The following is a 22,617-nucleotide window of genomic DNA, read 5'->3' as shown; positions in this document are numbered from 1 at the left end:
GCCGCTTGCGATTCAACGCGTATCGGTCTCGAGCGAGCGGAATTCCTTGCACCGTCAGGGCGGTGCCTGTCAGGCCGCCGCGCTGAGTTTGTCAACGGCTACTGCGAAGATGTATCCGGCGCCGCGTTCGGTCCTGATGTATGCCGGATGCGACGGATCCTCTTCGATCTTCCTGCGCAGCCGGAGTATCTGCACGTCGATCGACCGGTCGTAAACGTCGTCGTAAAGCCGGCTCGCCTCGAGAAGCTGTTCTCGCGTCAATATCCGCCCAGGAGAGGCGAGAAACGCGTTGAGCAGGCAGAACTCGCCGTTGGTCAGCTCGACGCGCTTGCCGTCCGGCGAAGTCAGCCGGCGCGTACCGATATTGAGTTCCCATCCCGCAAAACGATACGCGCGTGCGTCGACCTGACGTCCTGTCAGCGATTGCGTTGCCGCCGTCCGCCGTAACACCGTGCGAATGCGTGCAAGCAACTCGCGCGGGCTGAAGGGTTTGGTCAGGTAGTCATCGGCGCCCAGTTCGAGCGCCATCACGCGGTCGGCTTCGTCGAGGCGTCCCGACACGACGATGATCGGCAGCGACGATTGTTCGCGCAGTCGGCGCGCGATTGTCATGCCGTCCTCGCCGGGCATCCGCAAGTCGAGCACGACCAGATCGATCGCGTATTCCTCGAGTGCAGCGGTCATTTCCTTGCCGTCGGCCGCGACGGTCACCCGCAGGTCGTTGTCCGTCAGATACTCTGAAATGAGGTTGCGAATGGCTGGATCGTCGTCCACTGCAAGCACATGTGGAAGATTGGACTCGCTCATGAGTTGAAACCTCGTGGCAAGGCAGGAATACGGCGATGCAGGGTTGCCGTTGGCGGCGGACGAGCGTTCGTCTGCCGGATGCAACATTATAGCGACTGGTAGACCCGTGCACATATGGCGTTGCGGATCGGGCCGCGCCACGTAAGCGTACAGTAAGGGTGGCGACAATCCAACGTATGCCAGTGCCAGTGCTCGAATCTGAAGCTGAAGACCCTGACTCGCCAAGGTGTTGCCGTGAAAATCCACACCGGCAGCTCCCGCCTGAATTTGGGCTGGAATTCCGCCGGTTATCAACACAACGCACTTGCCATTAAACTTGACGTCTTCATTCCTACGACGAACTTCGTCGACGTACAACGACGCTTCGAGGGGCAGTGCCATTAGTCTTACCCATCATCCGTCGTTGGCCGAAATTGCGGTCGGCCGACTCTACTGGCGATAACGCTATTGGACCAAGGTCCAATTGTTTAGTCGGAACGCAACTATCACAATTAATGTTAGCCCCGGCCTCGAGGTGGATCCGCGTTCAATACCGCGACTACGATATTTTCATTGGAGTCCGCATCATGATCAGGTACCTTCGGCTTGTTCTCGCGATTCCGGTCCTCATGTTTGTCGTGGCCTGCTCGACGAACCCGACCGTTGCTAATGGCGGAGACCCTGAGTTGGTGGCGAAAGCGCAAGCGGCGCTGCAACAACTGCTCGACAGCACGCCAAAGGCGAAGGAACTCCAGCACCAGGCGAAGGCCGTCCTCGTGTTTCCCGACATCGTGAAGGCCGGGTTGATCGTCGGTGCGCAAGGCGGGAAAGGGGTGATGTTTGGCCCAGATGGGAAGGTTCTTGGGTACTACAGAGCGCGCGCGGTATCGTACGGCCTGCAGGCTGGTGCCCAGTCGTTCTCGGAGGCCTTGTTTCTCATGACCGACTCGGCTATTACGACGCTCACCAGCGGTGCCGGATTGTCGGTTGGTGTGGGACCGAGCGTCGTGGTGGTGGATGCAGGGATGGCCAAGTCCATGACCACGACCACGTTGAAATCCGATGTCTACTCGTTCATTTTTGGCCAAGCGGGCCTGATGGCCGGTCTTGGCATGCAAGGGCAGAGGATCGTCAAATTTGACGATCAGTGAAGCGCGAAGGATTCCTGCGCAGTCATAGCTTGCGAGGACTCCAGTTCATATGAGAATGCGTCGTCGGAATTGCCGACGGGGCGGCTCGGAGCGACTGCACCTGAGTAGGTCACGCGGACTCGCGTCGTCATAGGGTCAACCGCAACCAAATCGTCGTTGCGGTTGACGATGACGACACCTGTAACCGCTACTGGCCGAGCATGGCGAGCGCTTCGCGCATAGGTGCGAGCGAAACCGAGATCACCCCATCGAGCGGTGTGTTCATCTCGAGAATCAGGAATATTGCGACGGAAGTGGATAGCGCGCCCAGGAGCAACCCAAAAATGACTGTTGCGTTGGCCGGAGCGAACAGGCCAAACGAACAAAAGATAATGGAGAGCCACAACACGAGACATATCAGCAACGGTGCGGGGGTCGAGCCCACCGCTTGCAGCATCGTAAGCTGGCGCGCAGCCAGCACATCATCCGCAATCTGGATGGCGCGTGCCTGCAGTTGACGTTGCGCGTCGTTGCGCGGCGACAGTTCCTCCAGCTTGTGTTCAAGACTTTCCGCCCGGCCAATTGCCTCGGGGCCTCGAAGTCTTGCGATCTCCGCAGATTTGCCGGAAGCCAGTATCTGGATGACCGTGCCGACCCTCTGCTTAAGCAGATCGCGGACATCCTTCGTTTCCGGGCCATACTTGGCGAGAACGCGATCGAGGACGACGATGTTCGCGGCATTGCGCACGAGCTCGCCGTTCACGGTATCGAACGAATTCTTCGCCGACGAAATCAGCAGGCCAAGCACGATCGCGGCCATCGTGGCTATCAGACCGACCGCCAGCTTCAAGACATTGGTCGATTCATCGCTAAGGTGGTGCTCTGGCAAGAGGGTGCGCACGTACAAGCCAAGCAACGCGCTGCCAAAAACACAGACAAACACGATCAAAGCGATTTCGACGTGGCTCACTCTCTTACCCTCCGTCTCCGCCCGCAAGGAGCAGTCCGGCATGCGTCGCGGCCTGAGTTTCTCCTGGCATTGCCCTCGTTCACGGTGTTCTGTCGCCGGGCCGGACGCACGCCAGCCGGTCGAACGGGCCGGTCAGGGATCATCGTTTCCGGGAGTGATGACGTGGCGCCTGATTTCCTGGTGCGCGACGTCTGCGAACGCGCGATACCCCCACGTCCAGGGAACAGGGTACAGGTTGGCCTGGAATGCCGACATCGGCCTTTGGTCCCATATGCGTGCGGCGGCGCATATGGGTCGTCGTGCAGGCCCGATCGTTCCGACTCGTTTGCTGGCGCTCAGCAAGGCGCCAGTTGCTCGGGTCCTTTCTGGCCACAGACTTTCTGCACATTATTCAGCACACTACCCCGCGATGCGCCGTTGGGCGGACACACGCCGACTCGACGGCGAGTGTATAGCTCCAATCACATCGTCGAACGTGGTTCAGTTCGGGTTCAGTTCATCTTTGCTACTGCGGCAAAACCTCCTACTCCGCCCGATCATCCCGGAATTGCGTAGGTGATATGCCGGTCCATCGCTTGAATGCGCGGGCGAAATTGCTGGTGCTGGTGAATCCGAGCAAGAAAGCGATTTCGGTTACGGAGCCTGTTCGCTGCTGGATGCAATTGCAAGCCAGTTCCCGGCGCGTGTCGTCCATGATCTGCAGGAAATTGGTGCCGCGCTGCGCCAACCGCACCTGCAAGGTAGCCGGGCTCACGCATAACGCTTCGGCCACCTTCTCCCTGCTGCAGTCGCCGGAGGGCAGCAATTCGATGATCTTCTGCGTGACGCCGGTCACCACGTCGCTCTTGTCCAGTCGTGCAAGGTATTGATTCGCGATATTGTCGTTGACTTGCGCCAATTCCGGGCAGGCTCCGCCGAGCGGCTGCATCAACGCATGCCTGTCGAAAGTCAGCGTCGTGGCCCGATTCGAAAAACTGACCGGTGCTCGCATCAACGCGCGGTACGGCTCGTCGCCTTCACGCGGCATTGGACGATGGAATTCCACGGACAGCGGGTTGAATCCCGGCTTGTACAACATGCGCATCGTTTGCACCAGGAAACCGACGAATGCGTCTTCGGTTTCGCCGCAGACCTCGATCTTGAAATCGGTGGCGCGCAAGGCGATTGTGTCGCCTTCTTCAATGACACGAACGGTCGCCGCCTGCGACACCAGCCGGAAGTGCCGCTCCAGCCGGCGACAGAAGTCGAGCAGCGTGCTGCTGGCGGCGAGCGCGTAGCCGAGCGCATGCAAATTGGAGATATGGATGTGCCGGGCGACCGACAGGCCGAAATACGGATTGTGGGTGGCCTCCACGCACGCACGGTATAGCCTGGTCAGGGTGGCGACCGGCAGCCGGACCATCGGGCCGTTCACCATGTGGGGTTGCACGCCGACGGAGCGAAAAATGCGCTCGCTGTCCATTCCGCTGGCTTGCAGAGTCTTGGCGATTGCCGTGCAGTACCCCCCTATGGTCGTCGCTTCCTGAGTTGCGACGAGGGAGGGTTGGCGGTCGGATTTCAAGGCGCGGCGATGTTGACGGACGGTGGTGCTGTCGATTCTACACCGCCGCTGAAGCGGTCAAGGCACGCTCACCGCGGCCGCCATTCGTCCGTGCAGGAACGACAACCTCCCTCCGTAGTCACTGCTCGCAGGCACGCGCCACGAATGATCACCGAGGATCGCTTTGCGGAATGCACTTTTCGTTCCAAAGAGCCGCGCGGTCATTTCCCCCTGCCTATGATCACTTCCTATCGCGGACAGGTCTGCGCCTCTCCGCCACGACAACATTCCCAGATAACCCGGAGACGGTATGACCGAAGAAGCATTGCTGTTCGAAACAACTGGCGCGGTCGCGCGCTTGACGCTGAACCGCCCGAAGGCGATGAACGCGATGAATATGGCGCTGCTGGCGGAGATGGACCGCCGGCTGGCACAGATCGCCGCCGCCGATGACATTCGCGTGCTGGTCTTGACCGGCGCTGGCCCCGCATTCTGCGCCGGCGCGGACTTGAAGGAGGTGCTGGCAAGTCAGAAGGCTGAGGCCGGCGAAGCAGATTTCCTCGACCGTGCCAGCGCAACGCTTGCGCGGCTGCGAAATTTCCCCAAGCCGGTGATTGCCGCACTCAACGGCGTAACCATGGCCGGCGGCCTGGAGCTCGCCATGTGCGCCGACATCGTCATCGCTGCCGAAAGCGCTGCCATCGGGGACGCCCATGCCAACTTTGGCGTCTATCCCGGCGCTGGCGGCGCGGCGGTCCTGCCGCGCCTGATTCCTCAGAACATCGCCATGTATCTGCTGTTGACCGGCAAGACGCTTTCGGCGGCCGAGATGAAGGCTTACGGTTTCGTATCCGAAGTGCATCCCGACGGCGAACTGGACGAGGCAGCGATGAAGCTGGCCGGCCAGATTGCCGGAAAGAGTCCGATCGTGTTGCGGCGCATGAAGGAAGTCGCGCGCACCTCCGCCGACAAGAGCCGGGACGACGCCTTGCTGCACGAGCAAGTCATGTTGCGCCGCCATCTGCGCAGCTTTGACCTGCAGGAGGGCTTGCAGGCATTCGCCGAAAAGCGCGCGCCGCGATTCCAGGGCCGTTAAGCCGCCCCAATTTTTTCATACCGCATTTCTCATTCCTCTTTCGGGAATTACATGAACGATATCTATGTTGCCGGTGTCGGCATGACGCCGTTCGGCCGCTTGCTGGAGCGCAGCGTATACGACATGGTCGGCGAGGCCGTCACGCTGGCATTGAAAGACGCCGGCGCAGAGACCGCCGACATCGGCTCGGCATTCTATGCGACGCTGACCAACGGTCAGTTCCAGGGGCAGACCGCGATTCCTGGGCCGATCGCCATGCGCCGCCTCGGCATCGCAGGCATCCCGGTGTTTACCGTCGAAAACGCCTGTGCCTCCGGATCGTCGGCATTCAACCTGGCGGTGCAGGCGCTGCGGGCCGGGACCTGCGACGTCGCGCTGGCCGTCGGTGCGGAAAAGATGAACATCGCCGACAAGGCCAAGATGTTTGCTGCGTTCGATGGCGGTTGGGACGTCTCGACTGTCGAGGAAAACAAGAAGACGCTGCTGGCATTGGGCGAAGGCGTCGAGCCCCCGCCCGGCACGATGTCCGATCGCCCATACAGCGTGTTCATGGATGTCTACGCAGCGATCGCTCGCAACCATATGAGGCGATACGGCACCACGCAGCACCAGATCGCCGCAGTCGCGGCCAAGAACCACCAGCACTCGGTACATAACCCGCTGGCGCAATTCCAGCAGCCCATGACGATCGAGCAGGTGCTGGTTTCGGCGCCGATCACCTACCCGCTGACGGCGGCCATGTGCTCGCCGATCAGCGACGGCGCCGCCGCCGTCGTACTGTGCACCGCCGCCGGCCTGAAGCGCCTGCAGGGCGATGCTGGCCGCGCAGTGCGCGTGCTGGCCAGCGTCATTCAGACCGGCATGACGCGCAGTGTCGAGGAGCCGCACAAAATCATCGCCCACCTGGCGGCGAAGAAGGCCTACGAACAGGCCGGCGTCACGCCGCAGGACGTTGACGTTGCCGAAGTGCACGATGCCTCGGCGATCGGCGAGATACTCAACGCCGAATCGCTGATGCTGGTGCCGTTCGGCGAAGGCGGCCCCGCGGCCGCGCGCGGCGACTTTACGGTCGGCGGACGCATCCCGATCAACCCGTCCGGGGGGCTCGAATCGAAAGGCCATCCGATCGGCGCGACCGGCCTCGGCCAGATTCATGAACTGGTGACGCAGTTGCGCGGCGAAGCCGGACTGCGTCAGGTTCGAGACGCACGCATCGCAATCCAGGAAAACGGCGGTGGCCTGTACGGCATCGAAGAGGCCGTGGTCGGCGTCAACATTCTGGCGAAACAATAAGGAGGCCGCTATGGGACACGTATTCCGCACCGAAGAGCAGCAGGCTGCCGTCGATGGACTGAAACGCTTCCTCGACGTCGAGATCGATCCGATCTTCAGCAAGCAATACCGCGACAAGTTCGTGCCGCGCGACAAGATGGCCGACATCATGCGCCGGCTGACGGAGTTCGGGCTGGTGTCGGGCATCGCGAGCGAAGCCAACGGCGGCATGGGCCTGGATTGGCTGACGTCGCTGATGCTGTTCGAGGAGGTGGCCACCACCTCGGCGGACCTGTCGGTGCCGGTGCTGATCAACTCGTTTGGCGTGGTGTTGCTCGAGAAGGTCGCGCCCCCGCATTTGCGTGAACGCTACCTGCCCGGCCTGTTGAGCGGCGACAGTTTCGTCTCGATGGGCATTTCCGAACCCGATGTCGGCTCCAACGTGCTGGAGATCAGAACGCGTGCGCGCCGCGATGGCGATCATTTCATCATCAACGGCGAAAAGACCTGGATCAGCAACGGCGAGTACTCGGACTTCCTGATCTGCACCTGCCGCACCAGCGACGATCCGCGCAAGGGGCTGACCCATTTCCTGCTGGATCGCAACGAGCATCCCTACGAAGTACGCGGCATCCATAAGATCGGATTCAACAGCCAGTCCACCGCGCAGATCTTCCTGACCGACGTGCGCGTGCCGGCCTCCAACATGATCGGCAACGAAGGTGAGGGGCTGCGCAATACGCTCTCGCTGTTCGAACGGTCGCGCGTATTCGTCGCCGCCCAGGGATTGGGCATCGCTCGCCGAGCGCTCGAAGAGGCGGTTCGTTATGCAAAGGAGCGCCGCCAGCACGGCAAGGTCATTGCGGGTCACCAGTTGATCGCGGCGATGCTGGCCGAAATGGCGACCAACGTGGACGCTGCGCGCCTTTTGACCTACCGCGCGGCGTCGATGATCGAAGCCGGCGTGCCGGCCGAGATGGAAGCCGCGATGGCCAAGTATTTCGCCTGCGAAGCAGCCGTGAAAATCGCCCGCGAGGCCGTGCAGATCCACGGGGGTAATGGCGTCACGACCGAGTTCCTCGTCGAGAAGCTCGCGCGCGAGGCGATCATCGCGCCGATTCCGGAAGGTACGACTCAGATTCAGCAACTCATTATCGGCCGCGCGTTGACCGGCGTGCCGGCGTTCTAGAAGGCTGACCCGAGTCTGGCGTGGTCATGCATGGCGACGAAACCGGTATGAGTAGTACGGCAAGGCTTCGCCACGACCTCACGGTAGTTTCGCAGCAGTCTATAAACCATAGCGACAGGAAACATCATGCATATTGAAGGAAAAGTTGTTGTCATTACCGGCGGAGCATCGGGCCTCGGCCTGGCCGCAGCGCGCTATCTGGTACAGGAAAAAGGCGCGCGCGTCGCCATCCTCGATCTGAACGCCGAGGCTGGCGCCAAGGCGGTCGAGGATGTCGGCGCCGAGCACGCGATGTTCGTGCAAACCGACGTCGCCAGCGAGGAATCGGTGCAGAACGCGGTGGCCGCCGTGACTGCCCGCTTCGGCACGGTTCACGTCTGCATCAATTGCGCGGCGCTGCCGACACCGTGCAAGGTGCTCGGCAAGGAAGGCAAGGCCACGCCGCTGGCCAAGTTCGCGCAGGTGACGGCGGTCAACGTCAACGGCGTGTTCAACGTCATGTCGAAATGCGCCGAGCAGATGGTCAGGAACGAACCGGAAGCCGGCGAGGAGCGCGGCGTAGTCATCAACATCTCGTCGGGTGCCGCGTACGAGGCGCAAATCGGTCAAGTCGCCTATGCCGCGTCCAAGGCGGCGCTGCTCGGCATGAACATGCCGGCGGCGCGGGAGCTCGGTGACGTCGGCATCCGTGTCAACGCCATTGCGCCGGGCCTGTTCCTGACGCCGATGGTGCAGACGCTCGACGAAAAGATCGTCGCTGCGTTGACGACGCAGATCGAAGCCCCGAGACGCCTCGGCGACATGCGCGAGTTCGCGCACTGCTGCGCTTTCATCATCGAAAACGCCTACCTCAACGCGCACACCATCCGCCTGGACGCAGCGTCGCGCCTGCGCGCGCGCTAAACGCGCTGCACCGGCGACAGGGCCGCCCTCCCTCTGAAGAAGAGGGAGGGCAAAAGAACAGAGGAGACACATCCATGAAGATGAACTTTTGCCGCATCATGCGTCTGATGACGCTGCGCTTTCGTGACCGGCAAGCGATCGTCAATGTGGAGCGCGGCCGCGTTTACAGCTACCACGAATACCACCTGCTGACCAACCGCATCGCCGATGCGCTGCGCAATGCGCTCGGGATAGGCAAGGGCGACAAGTTCCTGCTTATCCTGGAAAACGACAACCTGAGTCTGCTCATGCTGCCGACCGTCCTCAAGCAGGAAGGCACGGTGGTCATGACCAACCTTCGCGACGCGCCGGAAGAGCATGCGCGCCAGATCGAACTGGTCAAGCCGAAGATCGTATTGATTGAAACACGTCTGCTCGATGGCTACTACGCCATGTTGCGCGCGGCGGGCTGCGAGATCGTCGTCATGGACGACCCGACGCCGGAGCAGGCCGCGCGCCCCGGTGTGCACGCGTTCTGGAACCTGGTCGGCGCGGCTTCCGAACTCGACGCTAACGTCGAGCTGGACGACGATGAGCACATCTGCATGTTGCGCTTCACCGGCGGCACGACTGGTCAGGGCAAATGCGCGATGTACTCGATCGACAATCTGATGGCTTGCCGCGACGGCGGTTTCAGCAACCCGGACTTCGGCTTCAACAGTCGCACGCGCATGTTGCACGTGGCACCGCTCTCGCATGGCACGCTGGTCGCGTTCATCCCGACTTTCTATGCCGGCGGCGGCAACCTGACGCTCAATCAGCTCGATCTCGAGCAATGGCGGCAAACGGTCGAACAGCAGCGCGTGACACATTCGTTCCTGGTGCCGACCGTGCTGTACCGTCTGCTCGAATTGCAGCGCGCCAATCCACGCGATTTCTCTTCGCTGAACACCCTGATCTATGGCGCCGCACCGATGAGTCCCGCCAAGCTGGAAGAACTGATCGCGTGCTTCGGTCCGATCTTCGCGCAGGTCTACGCCGCCACCGAAGTCCCGATGTTCGTGTCGACGCTCGACAAGGCGGAACACGAGATCGGACAGAAGATCGAGGGCGCCGTCGAACGTCTGTCTTCGGCCGGTCGGCCGACACCGGGCGTCGAAGTTTACGTGACCGATGAGCAGGGCAATCCGCTGCCAACCGGCCAACGCGGTGAAATCCGTATCCGCAGCCGAGCCATCATCAAGGGGTATTACAACAACCCGGAAACGACGGCGGCCGAGTTTGCCGACGAGTCCTGGAAGTCGGGCGACCTCGGCTACATCGACGAGGGCGGCTACCTGCACATCGTCGACCGTTTGAAAGACATGATCATCAGCGGCGGCTTCAATGTCTATGCGATCGAGGTGGAAGCGGCACTGGCATCGCACCCGGCCGTCATGATGTCTGCTGTAGTCGGCATTCCCCATCCCGAGTGGGGCGAGGCCGTGCACGCGGAAGTGATGCTGCGCGCCGGCGCCTCGGTCGACGCCGCCGAACTTATCGCGCACGCCAAGGAAAAGCTCGGCAGCTACAAGGCGCCTAAGTCGTTGGTGTTCGTCGAGCAGTTGCCGACCTCGGTGGTCGGCAAAGTACTGCGGCGCGCGGTCAAGGAAAAGTACTGGCAAAACATGCAGCGCAAGGTCAGCTAGACCGTTCCATTTGACGTGTAAGCAGGAATCAACTCATGGCCATACCATCCGCCCTCGACAAGAACCTCAAATTGCCGGCATCCGCGACACCTTCTGATTCCGTCCTTCATCACAAGCGGAGTATTCGATGAGAAGTATTCAGCTACGCGCGTTGGCGATTGCCATATTGACTCTGGCCGCGTCCAGCAACGCATGGTCGCAGTCGGGCCAGACTGCCAGTGTACCTACCGGTATGCCGGCTGCATCCGCTGCGGAAAGCGGAGTCGCTCCCGTCAGCACAAGGAAGGCCGATCGCGCGCTGCGCCGGAAGGTGTATGCCGCCATTGGCAAGCACAAGAAGATCAGCGCCGGCAATATCAGCATCGTCGCCAGAGGCGGCGCGGTGACGCTGAACGGCACGGTCACGGACGCTGCGCAGGTCAATGAGGTTGCGGAGATCGCGAAAGGGGTTCCAGGGGTCACCTCAGTGACCAACAAGCTGATCGTGCAAAAACCGTTTGGCGGTTCGTAAAAAGCTGGCAAATCGAGAGAAGTAAGCGCGAGGGTGCAAGAGCTTGCGGGTTCTGGCGTCGGAGTTGACCCGCCAAGGCCACCCGGTCGGAAACCCATACGCATCGACCTTTCTTACTCGCGTCTTTTCTCGGTTGGTCGACTGTGCAACAGGTACGGGTCAGGGATTCCGGGCACTCGCTGTAGCTGATGCAGATTTTCTCGCCGTTGATCACGAGGCAGTCTTGTTGCCTCGGAAGCCCTCGCCGGGCGCAGTTGGCGTTGAGGTGAAGCATCCGACGTGTTCAATAGGTACGGTGGTCGCAACAGGCCGCTTTAAAGCAAAAAAAACCGGAGACGCATTGACGTCCTCGTCCGCCTAAAGGCGGAGGATTCCCACAACTGGCGATGCACGTCCGCATCGGAGAATGTTCAACGCAGCGTTGGTATCACGATCATGCACGACACCACAGCCACTGCAGGTCCACTCTCTTATTCTCAGTCCCGCGATACCTTTCGGCCGCGTCGTGCTGTCTTTCGACCCGCACGCCGAACAGGACTGGGTCGAACCGCTTTCGTCCACTTCCTCGAACGTGGCTCCGTGCGCCGTCGCCTTGTAACGGAGTCTGTTTCGGAAGGACGACCAGGATGCGTCGTAGACGCTCTTCGCCATCCTGGTTCTGGCGAGTTTCACGGCCGACACGTTGCCGACCGCGATGTAATCGAAGCGCCGCACCAGATCGAGCGCGAGCTTGTGCTGGAAATCGGCGCGGGCATTGGCCACCTTGGCGTGCAGTTTTGCGATATGCCGCTTGTGCTTTCGCGCCCGTTGCGCTCTCGCCAGCTTGTCGGCCGCGCGCCGGCCGAACCGGTCATGGGGCAGCTTCTCGCCGGTCGAAAGTGTTGCGAAGTCTTTCAGACCGAGATCGATACCGACACCAGAACGGATCGGGCGAGCCGGAACATCGGGCATCTCGATCACGATGTTGAGGAACCAGTTGCCGCGCGCGTCCTGCGCGAAGTTGGTTCCGTCCTTGATCTTGCCTTCGGGAAGCGGGCGACTGTTGAATACGCGGAAGGTGTGGCCGGCAAAGCGAAACGCGTCGCCCTCGCGCTTCAGGTCACGGCCCTTCAGCGGCACCCAGCCCAGCGATTTCCTGCCGCGATAGCGCAGGTAAGGGCGGCGGTGCTGGCTGCGCGATTTCGCGTATTGCTCGCACGTTGCGTTGACCGTGCCGGAATGGATGCCGAGTTCCTTGCTGCTGCCGGTCGTCAGCACGTTCAGGTCGAACCCTGTCGGCCATTTTTTATTCCACTTGATCGCGTGCTTCTGCGTGTCGTTGCAGAAGTTCCAGACGTAGTTCACCGCACGGCTCTGCTGGTTCAGCAGTCCGTTGAGCGATTTCACCCGGTAGCGGTAGACAAGAATCATGCCGGCCATCCTAATCCGTGGAAGAAGCTGCCTGTCAAGAGCGCTCCTTTCCTCCCCGCCATGAATGTCGAGGTTTCTCGGAGCAACTGATGAAATTGAAATGGATCGCTGCGGCCGTTTTGGCGGCAACAGGTAGTGCAGTACACGCACAGTCTTCAGTGACGCTGTATGGTGTCATCGATTCCGGGATGTTGTATCAAAGCACGTCGGCGGCCTCGTTGAGCCCGACGGCGCCGAACCTTGGCAAGGTCTATCGCTACAAGGATGGCGGTATCTATGCGAGCGCCTGGGGACTCAAGGGATCAGAGGACATCGGTGGCGGGTATCACGTCAATTTCAAACTGCAAGGTGAGTTCGACAGCGGCACCGGCAAGTTCAACCTGGCCGATACGCCGGGCGCGGTGGCACAGTTCAACCAGATCGCGACGGTAGGCGTGTCGGGACCGTTCGGTACACTAAATTTCGGTCGACAGATCGTACCGATTGCCTATGCAATGGCCGAGACCGACGTACGGGGGGCTCACTATTTCGGCAGCACGCTGACTGCGTGGCTCGGCATGAACCAGGCCGCCGGCTGGCAGGGTATCAGCACCAATGCGCCAATCGGCGCGTTGTACGACAGCAATGCGATTGTCTATGAATCGCCGAAGTTCGCCGGCCTGTCCGCGGCACTCGAGTATGCGCCCGGAGGGGTGCCGGGCAGCTTCCAGGGAGGTACGCGGGAGTCCGCCGTATTGAAATACTCGAACTATGGCCTTCGTCTTGCGGCTGGCTACTACGTTGGCCACGACACGAACCCCGGCCCGACGACGGTGCCCACCGGACTGGCCAATAACCGCCTTCTCTACGTGGGCGCGCTATACACGTACCACGCATTCTCGGTTTCCGCATCGTATTCGAACGGCAGGAATCCGGCGCATTCCGACCTGGTCAACCTCGACCTGTATTCGGCCGGCCTCGGCTACCAGTTCTCGCCTGCCTTCAAGGTGACCAGTGGCGTGTACTACCTGAAGGACCGTAACAACTCGACCAACAAGTCGACTGAAGTTGCAGTCGGAGCGGAGTACAGCCTGTCGAAAGCGACGCTCGTCTACGGCCAGGTGGGGCATGTGAACAACCGGGGAACGATGAACCAGCCAATAACGTTTGGCCAGCCTGTGGCGCCGGGCGTGAGCACGACCGCGGCCATGCTGGGCATCCGTCACGCCTTCTAGCGACTGCGTCATCGCCAGGTTCGACGAAGGGGGGCACCGTGAGGTGGGACTGATTCACGTGATTGAGTTCGATTGGGCGCTGTCTGCATGAGGGGGATGGGCGCCGCAATGCCGACCAGAATGAAAGAGTCGCCTTGCCAATGAAGGCCTTGTCGTGAATCCAATCTCTCGCGTTAGTCTGGGTGTGCTTCACGGTGCAACCTGTGCAGCCTCCGCTTTCGCGGAGGTTGCGCAGTATCCAGATGGTTTCGCTCCCGAGGACGCGTGCCGGCGTCATGGTTGATCCGCGCGCGCGGCACACGGTGAGCGTCCACGCCGTTGCGCTCGATTGCGCGCAATCGCCAGCGAGTGGCTTGCGATGGCACTCGGCTGATCGGGGGCGACGAAGGAGGAATGAAAAACGGGGGGCTGCATTCCGCGAGCAATCTCAGACGTGCGCCGCAGCGCCGACCAGAGGGAAATCCGGGATGCTGCGCGGACCGGAGAATTGGCTCCACGGACCGGTGTGCGCACGATCTTCTCCCTATCATCGACCACCATGCATGACACCTCCCTCGACACTATCGATGACGATCCGTCGGGTACGCACCGGGTGCGCCGAACAACGTCGGTGCGGTCTCTTTGCCCTGTATCCCTGAGTCCGGCTACGTGTGTGCTCAAGCCACACGCTGTACGGGTGGACCTCATGGGAATTTGACTCCCTCGATCGACGCCATGGCACTTCTGTACCCATTCGCCCCTCCTTTGCCGCGCCACACTGTTGAGGTTGCAACCGGTGTGCGCTGGATCCGGCTGCCCATGCCGTTCAAGCTCGATCACGTCAACGTATGGGCCATAGACACCTCCGACGGCTGGGTGCTGGTAGACACCGGCCTGAACTCCCCTGACACCGTGGCGGACTGGTTGGCGCTAACGGCGCAGGGGCCGCTGTCGCGGCCGCTCCAGGGGGTGTACGCCACGCACATGCACCCGGATCACATCGGCTTGGCAGGGTGGTTCACGCGGCGCACCGGTGTGCCGCTGCACATGAGCCGCCTTGAATACCTGTCCTGCCGAGTATTGCATGCCGACACGAACCGCGAGGCCCCGCGCGACGGCGTGCAGTTTTGCCGGCGCGCCGGGTGGTCAGAGGCTGCCATCGAGGGCTATCGCAGCCGCTTCGGCAGCTTCGGCAAGCATATTCACGCGCTGCCCGAGAGCTATCGACGACTGCAGGACGGCCACCAGGTTCGGCTGGGCGAGCACGACTGGCGGATCATCACGACCGGTGGCCACTCGCCCGAGCATGTCAGCCTGTACTGCCCCGATCTGAAGCTGCTGATCTCCGGCGATCAGGCGCTACCGAAGATTTCGTCGAATGTGTCGGTGTTCGCCAGCGAGCCGCAAGCCAATCCGCTGCAGGAGTGGTACGAGTCGCTCGGCAAGCTAATGAACGGCGTGCCCAATGATGTGCTTGTGCTGCCTTCTCACAACGAGCCCTTCTACGGTTTGCATGAACGACTGGACTCGCTCAAATCCGGACAGGACCGTGCTATCGACCGACTGCGCCAATCGTTGGCGGCCGGGCCCCAACGGATCGTCGATGCGTTTGCCCCTCTGTTCGGCCGTCCCATCGGGGAACAGGATGCGCAGCAACTGAGTCTTGCGACCGGCGAAGCGGTGGCCTGCATGAACTACCTCATTGCCACGCGCGTGGTGAAGTGTGTGGTGGATGACGACAACGTCGCCTGGTATTCCCTGGTAGCTTGAAGCGGAGACATGCTTCGAATTGTTGAATCGCCCCACTAGCCGGGTATTGATTGACCCCTTGCGTTCTCCCGTGTCGCCGGCGCCACGGCGATCCGGGGCTACACCTTCAGAAGGAATCATCGTCCTATGCCTCATCCCATTTCCTCTTTGGGCGCGGTTCACACCGTTGTCAGCCTGGTGACGGTCGCCGCAGGTCTCTATGGCTTTGCCCGATATCGAAAGATCGATAGCACAACCCGGTCCGCCAGGATTTACGTGGCGGGGATGGTGGTATCCGTGTTCACATCGTTTGGTTTGTCCAGTACCGGCGGCTTCAATGTCGGGCATGCACTCGGCATCTTGGCGCTACTCGCAACATTGGGCGGACTACTCGTCCCGCGAATCAAAGCCTTGGGGCCCGCGCGGCTGTACCTGTCCCAGTTCGCATTCACGTTCAGCTTCTTTCTGCTGTTGGTCCCCGGGATCAACGAGACGCTGACACGACTGCCAGTTGGTCATCCCCTCGCGAATGGCCCTGAATCCCCAATCGTGCGAGGATCACTCGCCGTGTGGCTAGGTGTTTTTGTGCTGGGATCGATGTTGCAGCTTTTTTTGCTTCGTTCGAGCCGCAGCCGGACATGAATTTGCGGAGGTCATTCCCTCGAATAGCGACTTCCTCATCACCATGTTCGACGAATGGGTACACCGTGACGTGGAACAGATTCACGTGATGAACTTCGATCGGGCGCTGTCTGCATGAGGGGGCTGGGCGGCACAATGCCGCCTAGAATGAAAGGGCCGCCTTGTTAAAGGAGGGCCCTGTCATGAACCAAATCTCTCGCATCGGTCTGGGTGTGCTTCTCGGTGCAACCTGTGCAGCCTCTGCTTTCGCGGAGGTAGCGTCGGTTCCATATGATCAATCGACCCCGAAGACGCGCGCCGACGTCATCGCGGATCTGCGCGCCTGGATGGCTGCCGGCTATGATCCGAGCGACTGGATCAATTATCCCGAGAATGCGCTGCGCGCTGCCCGGATCGTGGCGGAGCGACGCGCGCAGGCCGCGGGGGCCGGCGGCGCAACGAACATTCGCCAATAGCTGCGGCAATGGGCTGGTAGCCGGTACAGCGAGCCGGTTTCGACCGGGTTGTCGGTGGCGCTTTGGGGGTCGCGATCGTGGCTGCGTTTGCTCGCAAATGCAGAGGGCGCGAGCAGGCAAAGCGGATCGCGATCGTGGGTGCATTTGCCCCGAAACTCTGCACCTTGAATTTGCGTTTGCAGCAAACCATACTCTGTCGCATTGGCACGCTTCCTGGTGAATTCCGATGAGCCACGACGACTCGCAAGGTGCGTGGCAGACCGATGGCCACGGCCACGAAGGCAGTGCATTGTCGGATCTGGACTTGCGTGTGCGCGCGCTGGAATCCCTGCTGGTGGAAAAGGGATACGTCGATCCGGCTGCGCTTGACATCCTGATCGAGACCTACGAGAGCAAGATCGGTCCGCATAACGGTGCTCGCGTCGTCGCTCGGGCCTGGTGCGATCCCGGATACAGGCAGTGGCTTCTGACGGATGCCAGTGCGGCCATAGCGTCCCTCGGCTACACGGGCAGGCAGGGAGAGCACATGGTGGTTCTGGAGAACACGCCAGGCGTGCACAACATGGTGGTCTGCACGCTTTGCTCATGCTATCCATGGCCCGTCCTCGGGCTGCCGCCTGTCTGGTACAAATCGGCACCCTATCGGTCGCGCGCGGTCATCGACCCGCGCGGTGTATTGGAGGAATTCGGCGTCATGTTGGCAGCGGACATCGAGGTTCGCGTATGGGACTCGACTTCCGAGGTTCGCTATCTGGTTATGCCGATGCGTCCGCCCGGTACCGATGGCATGAATGAGGATGCACTCGCCCAACTCGTCACGCGCGATTCGATGATCGGTACGGGGTTACCCAAGGCGCCTGACGAGTGGACAGGAGCAGTCCGATGAACGGCGCACAGGACCTCGGTGGCATGCAGACGTTCGGACCCGTTCAGCCGGAGCCCGATGAGCCGCCTTTTCACGCAGGCTGGGAACGTCGCGTTCACGCTCTGACGCTGGCGATGGGTGCTACCGGCAAGTGGAACATCGACATGTCCCGCGCCGCTCGCGAAAGCCTGCCGCCCGCGCAATATCTCGCCAGTACTTACTACGAAAAATGGTTCGAGGGCCTCAAGACGCTGCTGATCGAAACGGGCCTTGCCACTGCCGAAGAAATCGAAGGGGGCAAGTCGTTGACTGCGGCGGCGCCCGTCGCGCGTGTTTTGACTGCCGGCCACGTGGGCGCGGCGCTGGCGCGAGGCAATCCGGTTGACCGTCCGGCGCTCGCAGAAGCACGCTTCGCGGTCGGCGACATGGTGCGCACCCGCCTGATGAATCCTGTCACGCACACCCGGTTGCCGCGTTATTGTCGTGGCAAGCAAGGGCAGGTTGTTGCACGACATGGCGCGCACGTGTTTCCCGATACCAACGCGATCGGCGAGGGCGAGCAACCGCACTGGCTCTACACGGTGCGCTTCGAAGCCATTGAACTCTGGGGGCCCGATACGACCGCGTCATCGGTCTGCGTCGACTGCTGGGAACCGTATCTCGAGGCCGCGAGCGCGGGCAGCGTGACATGACTCGAAGGAAGACGCCGCCATGGGAGGAATACACGCGCTTGCCGGCCATGCGTCACGGCAGCGCCGATCCGGCTTTTAGTGCACCATGGCAAGCCGCGGCATTCGCAATGACGCTTGCACTGCACGAACGCGGCCTGTTCACGTGGGCGGAGTGGACGGTTCATTTGAGCAGCGCGATACGCGATGCTCAGGCGACTGGCGACCCGGACCGCGGGGACACGTACTACGAGCACTGGCTGACGGCACTCGAACGCATCGTCACGGAAAAGGGATATGTAACGGTTGATGCGTTGCTGCAACGTCGGGACGCATGGGACGAAGCTGCCCGGCGAACGCCGCACGGCGTGCCGATCGAACTGCGGTGATGGTGTCCTGAGGTTCGCCCGTCGCCTGGCTGGCACTGCTGAAAGACCCGAAAACAATCCCCCGCCGGAACCTCGAACGTTTGCTCGAGCGCATCCTGCAGGCTCCTTGAAATCGCCGTCAACCAGTTGGCGGATTTTCCGCAAGGAAGGGCAATTCGTGCGTATGGTACCTGGATAGGGCAGGTGCAGCTGGCAGTGCTGCTCATCGGTGTCTCGTAGTACAGCTTGCCGGCGCGCGGTGCCCGGCACCGCTACGTTTTTCAGCGGCGATCAACGTCGATCTTCTTGACCATCGATCTGCGCGGTGCGATCAGCGCGGTAACCGCTAGAATTGCGGTTTTAGCCCGGAATGCACCCATGTCCTTCGCCTCGCTTGGCCTGATCGATCCCTTGCTGCGTAATGTGCAGGACCTCAATTACCAGACACCTACGCCGGTGCAGGTCAAGGCGATTCCTGCTGTGCTCAATGGCAAGGACGTCATGGCGGCGGCACAGACCGGCACAGGCAAGACGGCGGGTTTTGCGCTTCCGCTGTTGCAACGGCTGGTGCAACACGGCCCGGCCGTATCCAGCAACCGCGCGCGTGTTCTGGTGCTGGTGCCCACGCGCGAACTGGCTGAACAAGTGCTGCAAAGCTTTATCGCTTACGGCAAAGGCCTCGACTTGCGATTTCTGGCCGCCTACGGCGGTGTGAGTATCAACCCGCAGATGATGAAGTTGCGCAAGGGCGTGGATGTGCTCGTTGCCACGCCGGGCCGTTTGCTGGATCTCAATCGCCAGAACGCGGTGCAGTTCGATCAAGTACAGACGCTGGTGCTGGATGAAGCGGACCGCATGCTGGATCTGGGCTTTGCGCGCGAACTCAACGCCGTCTTTGCTGCGTTGCCCGCTCAGCGCCAGACCCTGCTGTTCTCTGCCACGTTTTCCGATGATATCCGCGCCATGGCGGCGAGCATTCTGCGCGGCCCGGTCAATATCAGCGTCAGCCCGCCCAATGCGACGGCCAGCAAGATCAAGCAGTGGGTGGTGCCGGTGGATAAAAGGAACAAGCCCGAGCTCTTCATGCACCTTGTGGCCGAGAACAACTGGGAGCACGCGCTGGTGTTCGTCAAGACCCGCAAAGGCGTGGATTACCTGGCGGCCATGCTGGATGAAGCGGGCTATGCGGTCGACACCATCCACGGCGACAAACCGCAACCCGCGCGCCTGCGTGCGCTGGAGCGCTTCAAGACGGGCGAAGTCGACATGCTGGTGGCCACCGATGTGGCTGCACGCGGGCTGGATATCGATGACCTGCCGCTGGTGATCAACGTCGATCTGCCGATCGTGGCGCAAGACTATGTGCACCGTATTGGCCGTACCGGCCGCGCGGGCGCCAGCGGCGTGGCGGTGTCCCTTGTGTGTGCCGATGAAGCGCCGCAACTGGCAGCGATTGAAGCGCTGATCCGGCAAACGCTGCCCCGTGAAGAAGAGCCGGGTTTTGAAGCCGAACACCGCGTGCCGGAAACCAGCGCAACGGGCCAGATTATCAAGAAACCCAAAAAGCCCAAGAAGCCCAAAGTGCCGCAAGCTGCGCCGGGCGCCATGCCGGTGCTCGGCAAGAAACCGCGGCCGCAAAGCGGCGAAAACACACGCAAGCCTGCGGCGCAGCGCGCTGTAGCCGCAGGTAAAGGCACAAGTTTGTCCGGCGGTAACCCATTCAGCGTGCAAAAGCCACGCAGCAAACCCGCCAGCAAGCCAGCTGCGGGTTCACGCAAGCCGGCTGGCAAACCCGCTGGTGGCCGCGGTAAACGTCAACCCTGATCCGTGGGGATGAGTCACGCCGGTCCTGGAACAGGCTGGCGGTTTGCGGCCCGCTGGCAGGCAGCGGCGTGGCTTCGGCGTCCATTAGGGCGGCGGATGACGGCGCACTGAATCCAGGATCCGTAACAACTTCGGGGCCGCTGCCGTTCGCATAGGCGTCGACGACGTCTATGCGAGGCTATCGGGAGCAAGTCGTAAAACCCGTGCGGGTGCCGCCCTGAAGCTCGGACTGTGTGCATCGGCGGCAATCGTGTGAGGCGTCACGTCGTGTGCCGCCAACGCTTCAGCTGATGCCCAGCGCTCGATCAAGACAAAGCTATTGTCGTCACCGACGACAGCATGAAGGTCGTACTGGAGACAACCTTGTTCCGCTCGCACTATCGGCGCTAACTTTTCGTAGGCCGCGATTTGCTCGTGGCCTTTCCCGGGAATGGTTTGAATCGAGATAACAAGCATCACCTCGAGGTCGCTACTTCGGCTGTGGTGATTTACTTCGCCCATGACGACTCCGTGCTGGTGTGATACCGACGAAAGACGATCAGCCGTAAACGCGAAAGGCCCCGTCTTTTGCCGGCGGGGCCCTTGAGGATATGCAACGACGAAGATTACCGCGTGCGCATCAAGGACGACCCACCGTTGCCGATGGTCGTCGTTGTAATGACGGTCGCGAAAGGAATCAGATTGCGTTGCATGTTGGTACCGTACCTCATGCGGCGGAGGCTCGTCAACTCTACCGGTGCACGAAAAATCTTCTGGCGGTTCAGTTGCTGCTCGGACTTACAAAGCTCGAAACACTGTCCGATACCTTGGCATTGAGGTAGACGACGCTCCGGAAATGGCGGAGCAGACTGACGTTTAAAGGCTCAACGGCCTGCAAGCGGTCGCTCGCAGGCCGTTGAGCGTCAGTCGCGGAATTTCTCCGATAGGCCGCTTGCCGCCAAAAGGAAACGGTCATACCTGTTTCCATCGGTAGTTGTGGGCAAGCAAGCCTTGCTTACGAGCGAGGCCGCCCTTGAGGGCGTGATGTCGACGTTCCCCTGTTGTGTCAAACACAGCCACATTGGGCGTTTCCATGTGACTGAACGAGGGTGAGGAGGCTCATACGGCCATGCCAAGGTCCGCAAAGTTGGTCATTGTTGCGTCACAAGCTCGCGCAAGCTGCAAATCGTGACTCGAAAAGAAGACTACGCGGTCTTTAGCCAACGTCTTGAATAAATCGATAAGCACGGCACGCGTTGCTGCGTCGAGCCCGCTGCCGGGCTCGTCGGCGATGATGACCGTGGGCTCGCCCAGTGTGGTCGCCGTCGAGAATATTTTCTTGCGGGTGCCGAGCGACATTTGCTCGAAGCGCTTGTTCAGGTGCCCGGTGAGACCGAAGCGGTCCGCGAGATCAAGCGTGCGGCTGTTCAGCTGCGCAGTCGTGCAACCGCTGGTGCCGCTATCGTGCCACGTTGGCCGCAGCGCAACAACAGCACCGGTCTTTCGTCCATGTGGCGACGCGTATCGCTTTGATGTGATGGGGTGATCGTCTCGTGTCGTCCCAACAGCGGTCGTTTGGAAATGCCGCTTGAACGGCGAATTCGGGGTTGCGGATTCAACCGATCCCGCCTCTCGCCATTTTCTAGCTTCGCGACTCCAGTGCGATACGCATCGCCAATCCGGCCAACACAGTGCCCATCAACCAGCGCTGAACCAATGCCCAGGCCGGCCGGCCGGCGAGAAATACAGCAACGGAACCGGCCATGCTCGCGATCAGAGCGTTGACGCTAACGCTTACCGCGATCTGCACGCAGCCGAGTGCCAGTGATTGCGCGAGCACGCTACCATGTCCCGGTGAAATGAACTGGGGCAGTAGTGACAGATACATCACCGCGATCTTCGGATTCGCGAGGTTCGTGACGAAGCCCATCGTGAAGAGCTTTCGGCGGCTGTCGTGCGGCAACTGCCGGATCTGAAATGCCGAGCGACCGCCCGGCTTGAGCGCCTGCCAAGCGAGGTACAACAGGTACAATGCGCCAGAGAATCGCAACGCGTCGTACGCGTACGGCACGGTCAGCACAAGCGCGGTGATGCCTAGCGCCGCACAAGACATATAGAACACGAACCCCAGTGCAATGCCGCCGAGCGACAGCAGACCGGCACGGCGGCCTTGGCAGATCGAACGCGAAATCAGGTAGATCATATTCGGGCCGGGCGTCAGGACCATGCCGAGCGACAAGAGTCCGAAAGCAAACAGAGTGGGCAAGGCCGGCACGGCGGTCTCCTTCGGGGCAGCGAAGTCAGGTTGACGAGTTCCGTGCAATGTATTGCATCTCGGCCGCCTCTGGTGTGAATAAACTGCAAGCTGCATATGAGCGCTTTTCATCGCGCCTGCGACTC

At 61.2% G+C, this 22,617-nt stretch carries 22 protein-coding genes and 1 pseudogene; 16 read left to right on the top strand and 7 right to left on the bottom strand.

Annotated features, from left to right (window positions below; genetic code table 11):
- Positions 1–69: 69 nt before the first annotated feature.
- Entirely contained in the window at positions 70–807 is a 738-nt protein-coding gene (locus tag ACV229_RS10140) for a response regulator (protein WP_448082972.1), read from the bottom strand.
- Positions 808–1,373: 566 nt separating this feature from the next.
- Here ACV229_RS10140 and ACV229_RS10135 point away from each other — a divergent pair.
- Positions 1,374–1,937 carry a lipid-binding SYLF domain-containing protein gene (locus tag ACV229_RS10135; RefSeq protein ID WP_448082971.1) on the top strand — a complete coding sequence of 188 codons (564 nt, stop codon included), beginning with the start codon at positions 1,374–1,376 and terminating at the stop codon, positions 1,935–1,937.
- A gap of 187 nt (positions 1,938–2,124) precedes the next feature.
- On the opposite strand, the gene ACV229_RS10130 is transcribed toward ACV229_RS10135, so the two are convergent.
- Both ACV229_RS10130 and ACV229_RS10125 read right to left on the bottom strand, forming a co-directional pair.
- Entirely contained in the window at positions 2,125–2,886 is a 762-nt protein-coding gene (locus tag ACV229_RS10130; protein WP_448082970.1) for a bestrophin-like domain, read from the bottom strand.
- 523 nt (positions 2,887–3,409) lie between these two features.
- Positions 3,410–4,348 carry an AraC family transcriptional regulator gene (locus ACV229_RS10125; protein ID WP_448082969.1) on the bottom strand — a complete coding sequence of 313 codons (939 nt, stop codon included), beginning with the start codon at positions 4,346–4,348 and terminating at the stop codon, positions 3,410–3,412.
- Between the two features lie 388 nt (positions 4,349–4,736).
- Between ACV229_RS10125 and ACV229_RS10120 the strand changes: the two genes are divergently transcribed.
- The 6 genes from ACV229_RS10120 to ACV229_RS10095 all read left to right on the top strand — a co-directional run bounded on the left by ACV229_RS10120 (position 4,737) and on the right by ACV229_RS10095 (position 11,064).
- A complete protein-coding gene (locus ACV229_RS10120) occupies positions 4,737–5,522 on the top strand; it encodes an enoyl-CoA hydratase/isomerase family protein (protein WP_448082968.1) in 786 nt (261 codons plus the stop codon).
- Between the two features lie 51 nt (positions 5,523–5,573).
- A complete protein-coding gene (locus ACV229_RS10115) occupies positions 5,574–6,815 on the top strand; it encodes a thiolase family protein (protein WP_448082967.1) in 1,242 nt (413 codons plus the stop codon).
- A 10-nt stretch (positions 6,816–6,825) separates the two neighbouring features.
- Complete coding sequence (locus tag ACV229_RS10110; RefSeq protein WP_448082966.1) at positions 6,826–7,983, top strand: acyl-CoA dehydrogenase family protein; 1,158 nt, start codon at positions 6,826–6,828, stop codon at positions 7,981–7,983.
- Positions 7,984–8,109: 126 nt separating this feature from the next.
- Entirely contained in the window at positions 8,110–8,886 is a 777-nt protein-coding gene (locus ACV229_RS10105) for an SDR family NAD(P)-dependent oxidoreductase (protein WP_448082965.1), read from the top strand.
- Positions 8,887–8,960: 74 nt separating this feature from the next.
- Positions 8,961–10,553: a class I adenylate-forming enzyme family protein gene (locus ACV229_RS10100; protein ID WP_448082964.1), complete on the top strand. Its 1,593-nt coding sequence runs from the start codon at positions 8,961–8,963 to the stop codon at positions 10,551–10,553.
- Between the two features lie 127 nt (positions 10,554–10,680).
- The gene (locus ACV229_RS10095; RefSeq protein WP_448082963.1) at positions 10,681–11,064 is read left to right on the top strand and encodes a BON domain-containing protein; all 384 of its coding nucleotides are present in this window, start codon (positions 10,681–10,683) and stop codon (positions 11,062–11,064) included.
- A 357-nt stretch (positions 11,065–11,421) separates the two neighbouring features.
- Here ACV229_RS10095 and ACV229_RS10090 read toward each other — a convergent pair whose 3' ends face one another.
- Positions 11,422–12,474, bottom strand: coding sequence for an RNA-guided endonuclease InsQ/TnpB family protein (locus ACV229_RS10090; RefSeq protein ID WP_448082962.1), 1,053 nt, complete (start codon positions 12,472–12,474; stop codon positions 11,422–11,424).
- A gap of 89 nt (positions 12,475–12,563) precedes the next feature.
- On the opposite strand from ACV229_RS10090, the gene ACV229_RS10085 reads away from it, so the two are divergent.
- The 8 genes from ACV229_RS10085 to ACV229_RS10050 all read left to right on the top strand — a co-directional run bounded on the left by ACV229_RS10085 (position 12,564) and on the right by ACV229_RS10050 (position 20,238).
- Positions 12,564–13,688, top strand: coding sequence for a porin (locus ACV229_RS10085; RefSeq protein ID WP_448082961.1), 1,125 nt, complete (start codon positions 12,564–12,566; stop codon positions 13,686–13,688).
- A gap of 714 nt (positions 13,689–14,402) precedes the next feature.
- On the top strand, positions 14,403–15,437 hold the full coding sequence (locus ACV229_RS10080; protein ID WP_448082960.1) for an MBL fold metallo-hydrolase: 1,035 nt from the start codon (positions 14,403–14,405) through the stop codon (positions 15,435–15,437).
- A 126-nt stretch (positions 15,438–15,563) separates the two neighbouring features.
- Entirely contained in the window at positions 15,564–16,058 is a 495-nt protein-coding gene (locus tag ACV229_RS10075; protein WP_448082959.1) for a hypothetical protein, read from the top strand.
- Between the two features lie 182 nt (positions 16,059–16,240).
- Positions 16,241–16,513 (top strand): DUF4148 domain-containing protein, encoded by a 273-nt coding sequence (locus tag ACV229_RS10070; RefSeq protein WP_448082958.1) that lies wholly within the window; start codon positions 16,241–16,243, stop codon positions 16,511–16,513.
- Positions 16,514–16,739: 226 nt separating this feature from the next.
- Positions 16,740–17,399, top strand: a complete 660-nt coding sequence (gene nthA / locus ACV229_RS10065) for a nitrile hydratase subunit alpha (protein ID WP_448082957.1) — start codon at positions 16,740–16,742, stop codon at positions 17,397–17,399.
- Positions 17,396–18,070, top strand: coding sequence for a nitrile hydratase subunit beta (nthB, locus tag ACV229_RS10060; RefSeq protein WP_448082956.1), 675 nt, complete (start codon positions 17,396–17,398; stop codon positions 18,068–18,070). The genes nthA and nthB overlap by 4 nt, the downstream gene beginning before the upstream one ends.
- Positions 18,067–18,435: a nitrile hydratase accessory protein gene (locus ACV229_RS10055; RefSeq protein ID WP_448082955.1), complete on the top strand. Its 369-nt coding sequence runs from the start codon at positions 18,067–18,069 to the stop codon at positions 18,433–18,435. Before nthB ends, ACV229_RS10055 begins: the two co-directional genes overlap by 4 nt.
- A gap of 357 nt (positions 18,436–18,792) precedes the next feature.
- Positions 18,793–20,238: a DEAD/DEAH box helicase gene (locus ACV229_RS10050; RefSeq protein WP_448082954.1), complete on the top strand. Its 1,446-nt coding sequence runs from the start codon at positions 18,793–18,795 to the stop codon at positions 20,236–20,238.
- Between the two features lie 168 nt (positions 20,239–20,406).
- Here ACV229_RS10050 and ACV229_RS10045 read toward each other — a convergent pair whose 3' ends face one another.
- Entirely contained in the window at positions 20,407–20,739 is a 333-nt protein-coding gene (locus tag ACV229_RS10045; protein WP_448082953.1) for a putative quinol monooxygenase, read from the bottom strand.
- Between the two features lie 215 nt (positions 20,740–20,954).
- Between ACV229_RS10045 and ACV229_RS10040 the strand changes: the two are divergent.
- A pseudogene (locus ACV229_RS10040) lies at positions 20,955–21,097 on the top strand (integrase); the annotation flags it as partial.
- 239 nt (positions 21,098–21,336) lie between these two features.
- Here ACV229_RS10040 and ACV229_RS10035 read toward each other — a convergent pair.
- Together ACV229_RS10035 and ACV229_RS10030 are read right to left on the bottom strand one after the other, a co-directional pair.
- Complete coding sequence (locus ACV229_RS10035; protein WP_448082952.1) at positions 21,337–21,576, bottom strand: hypothetical protein; 240 nt, start codon at positions 21,574–21,576, stop codon at positions 21,337–21,339.
- 283 nt (positions 21,577–21,859) lie between these two features.
- Positions 21,860–22,492, bottom strand: a complete 633-nt coding sequence (locus ACV229_RS10030; protein WP_448082951.1) for a LysE family translocator — start codon at positions 22,490–22,492, stop codon at positions 21,860–21,862.
- Positions 22,493–22,617: the final 125 nt, after the last annotated feature.

Source organism: Burkholderia sp. MR1-5-21, assembly GCF_053427715.1.
Note: the sequence above shows the minus strand (reverse complement) of the source record. Positions and strands in the feature narration are given on the sequence as shown.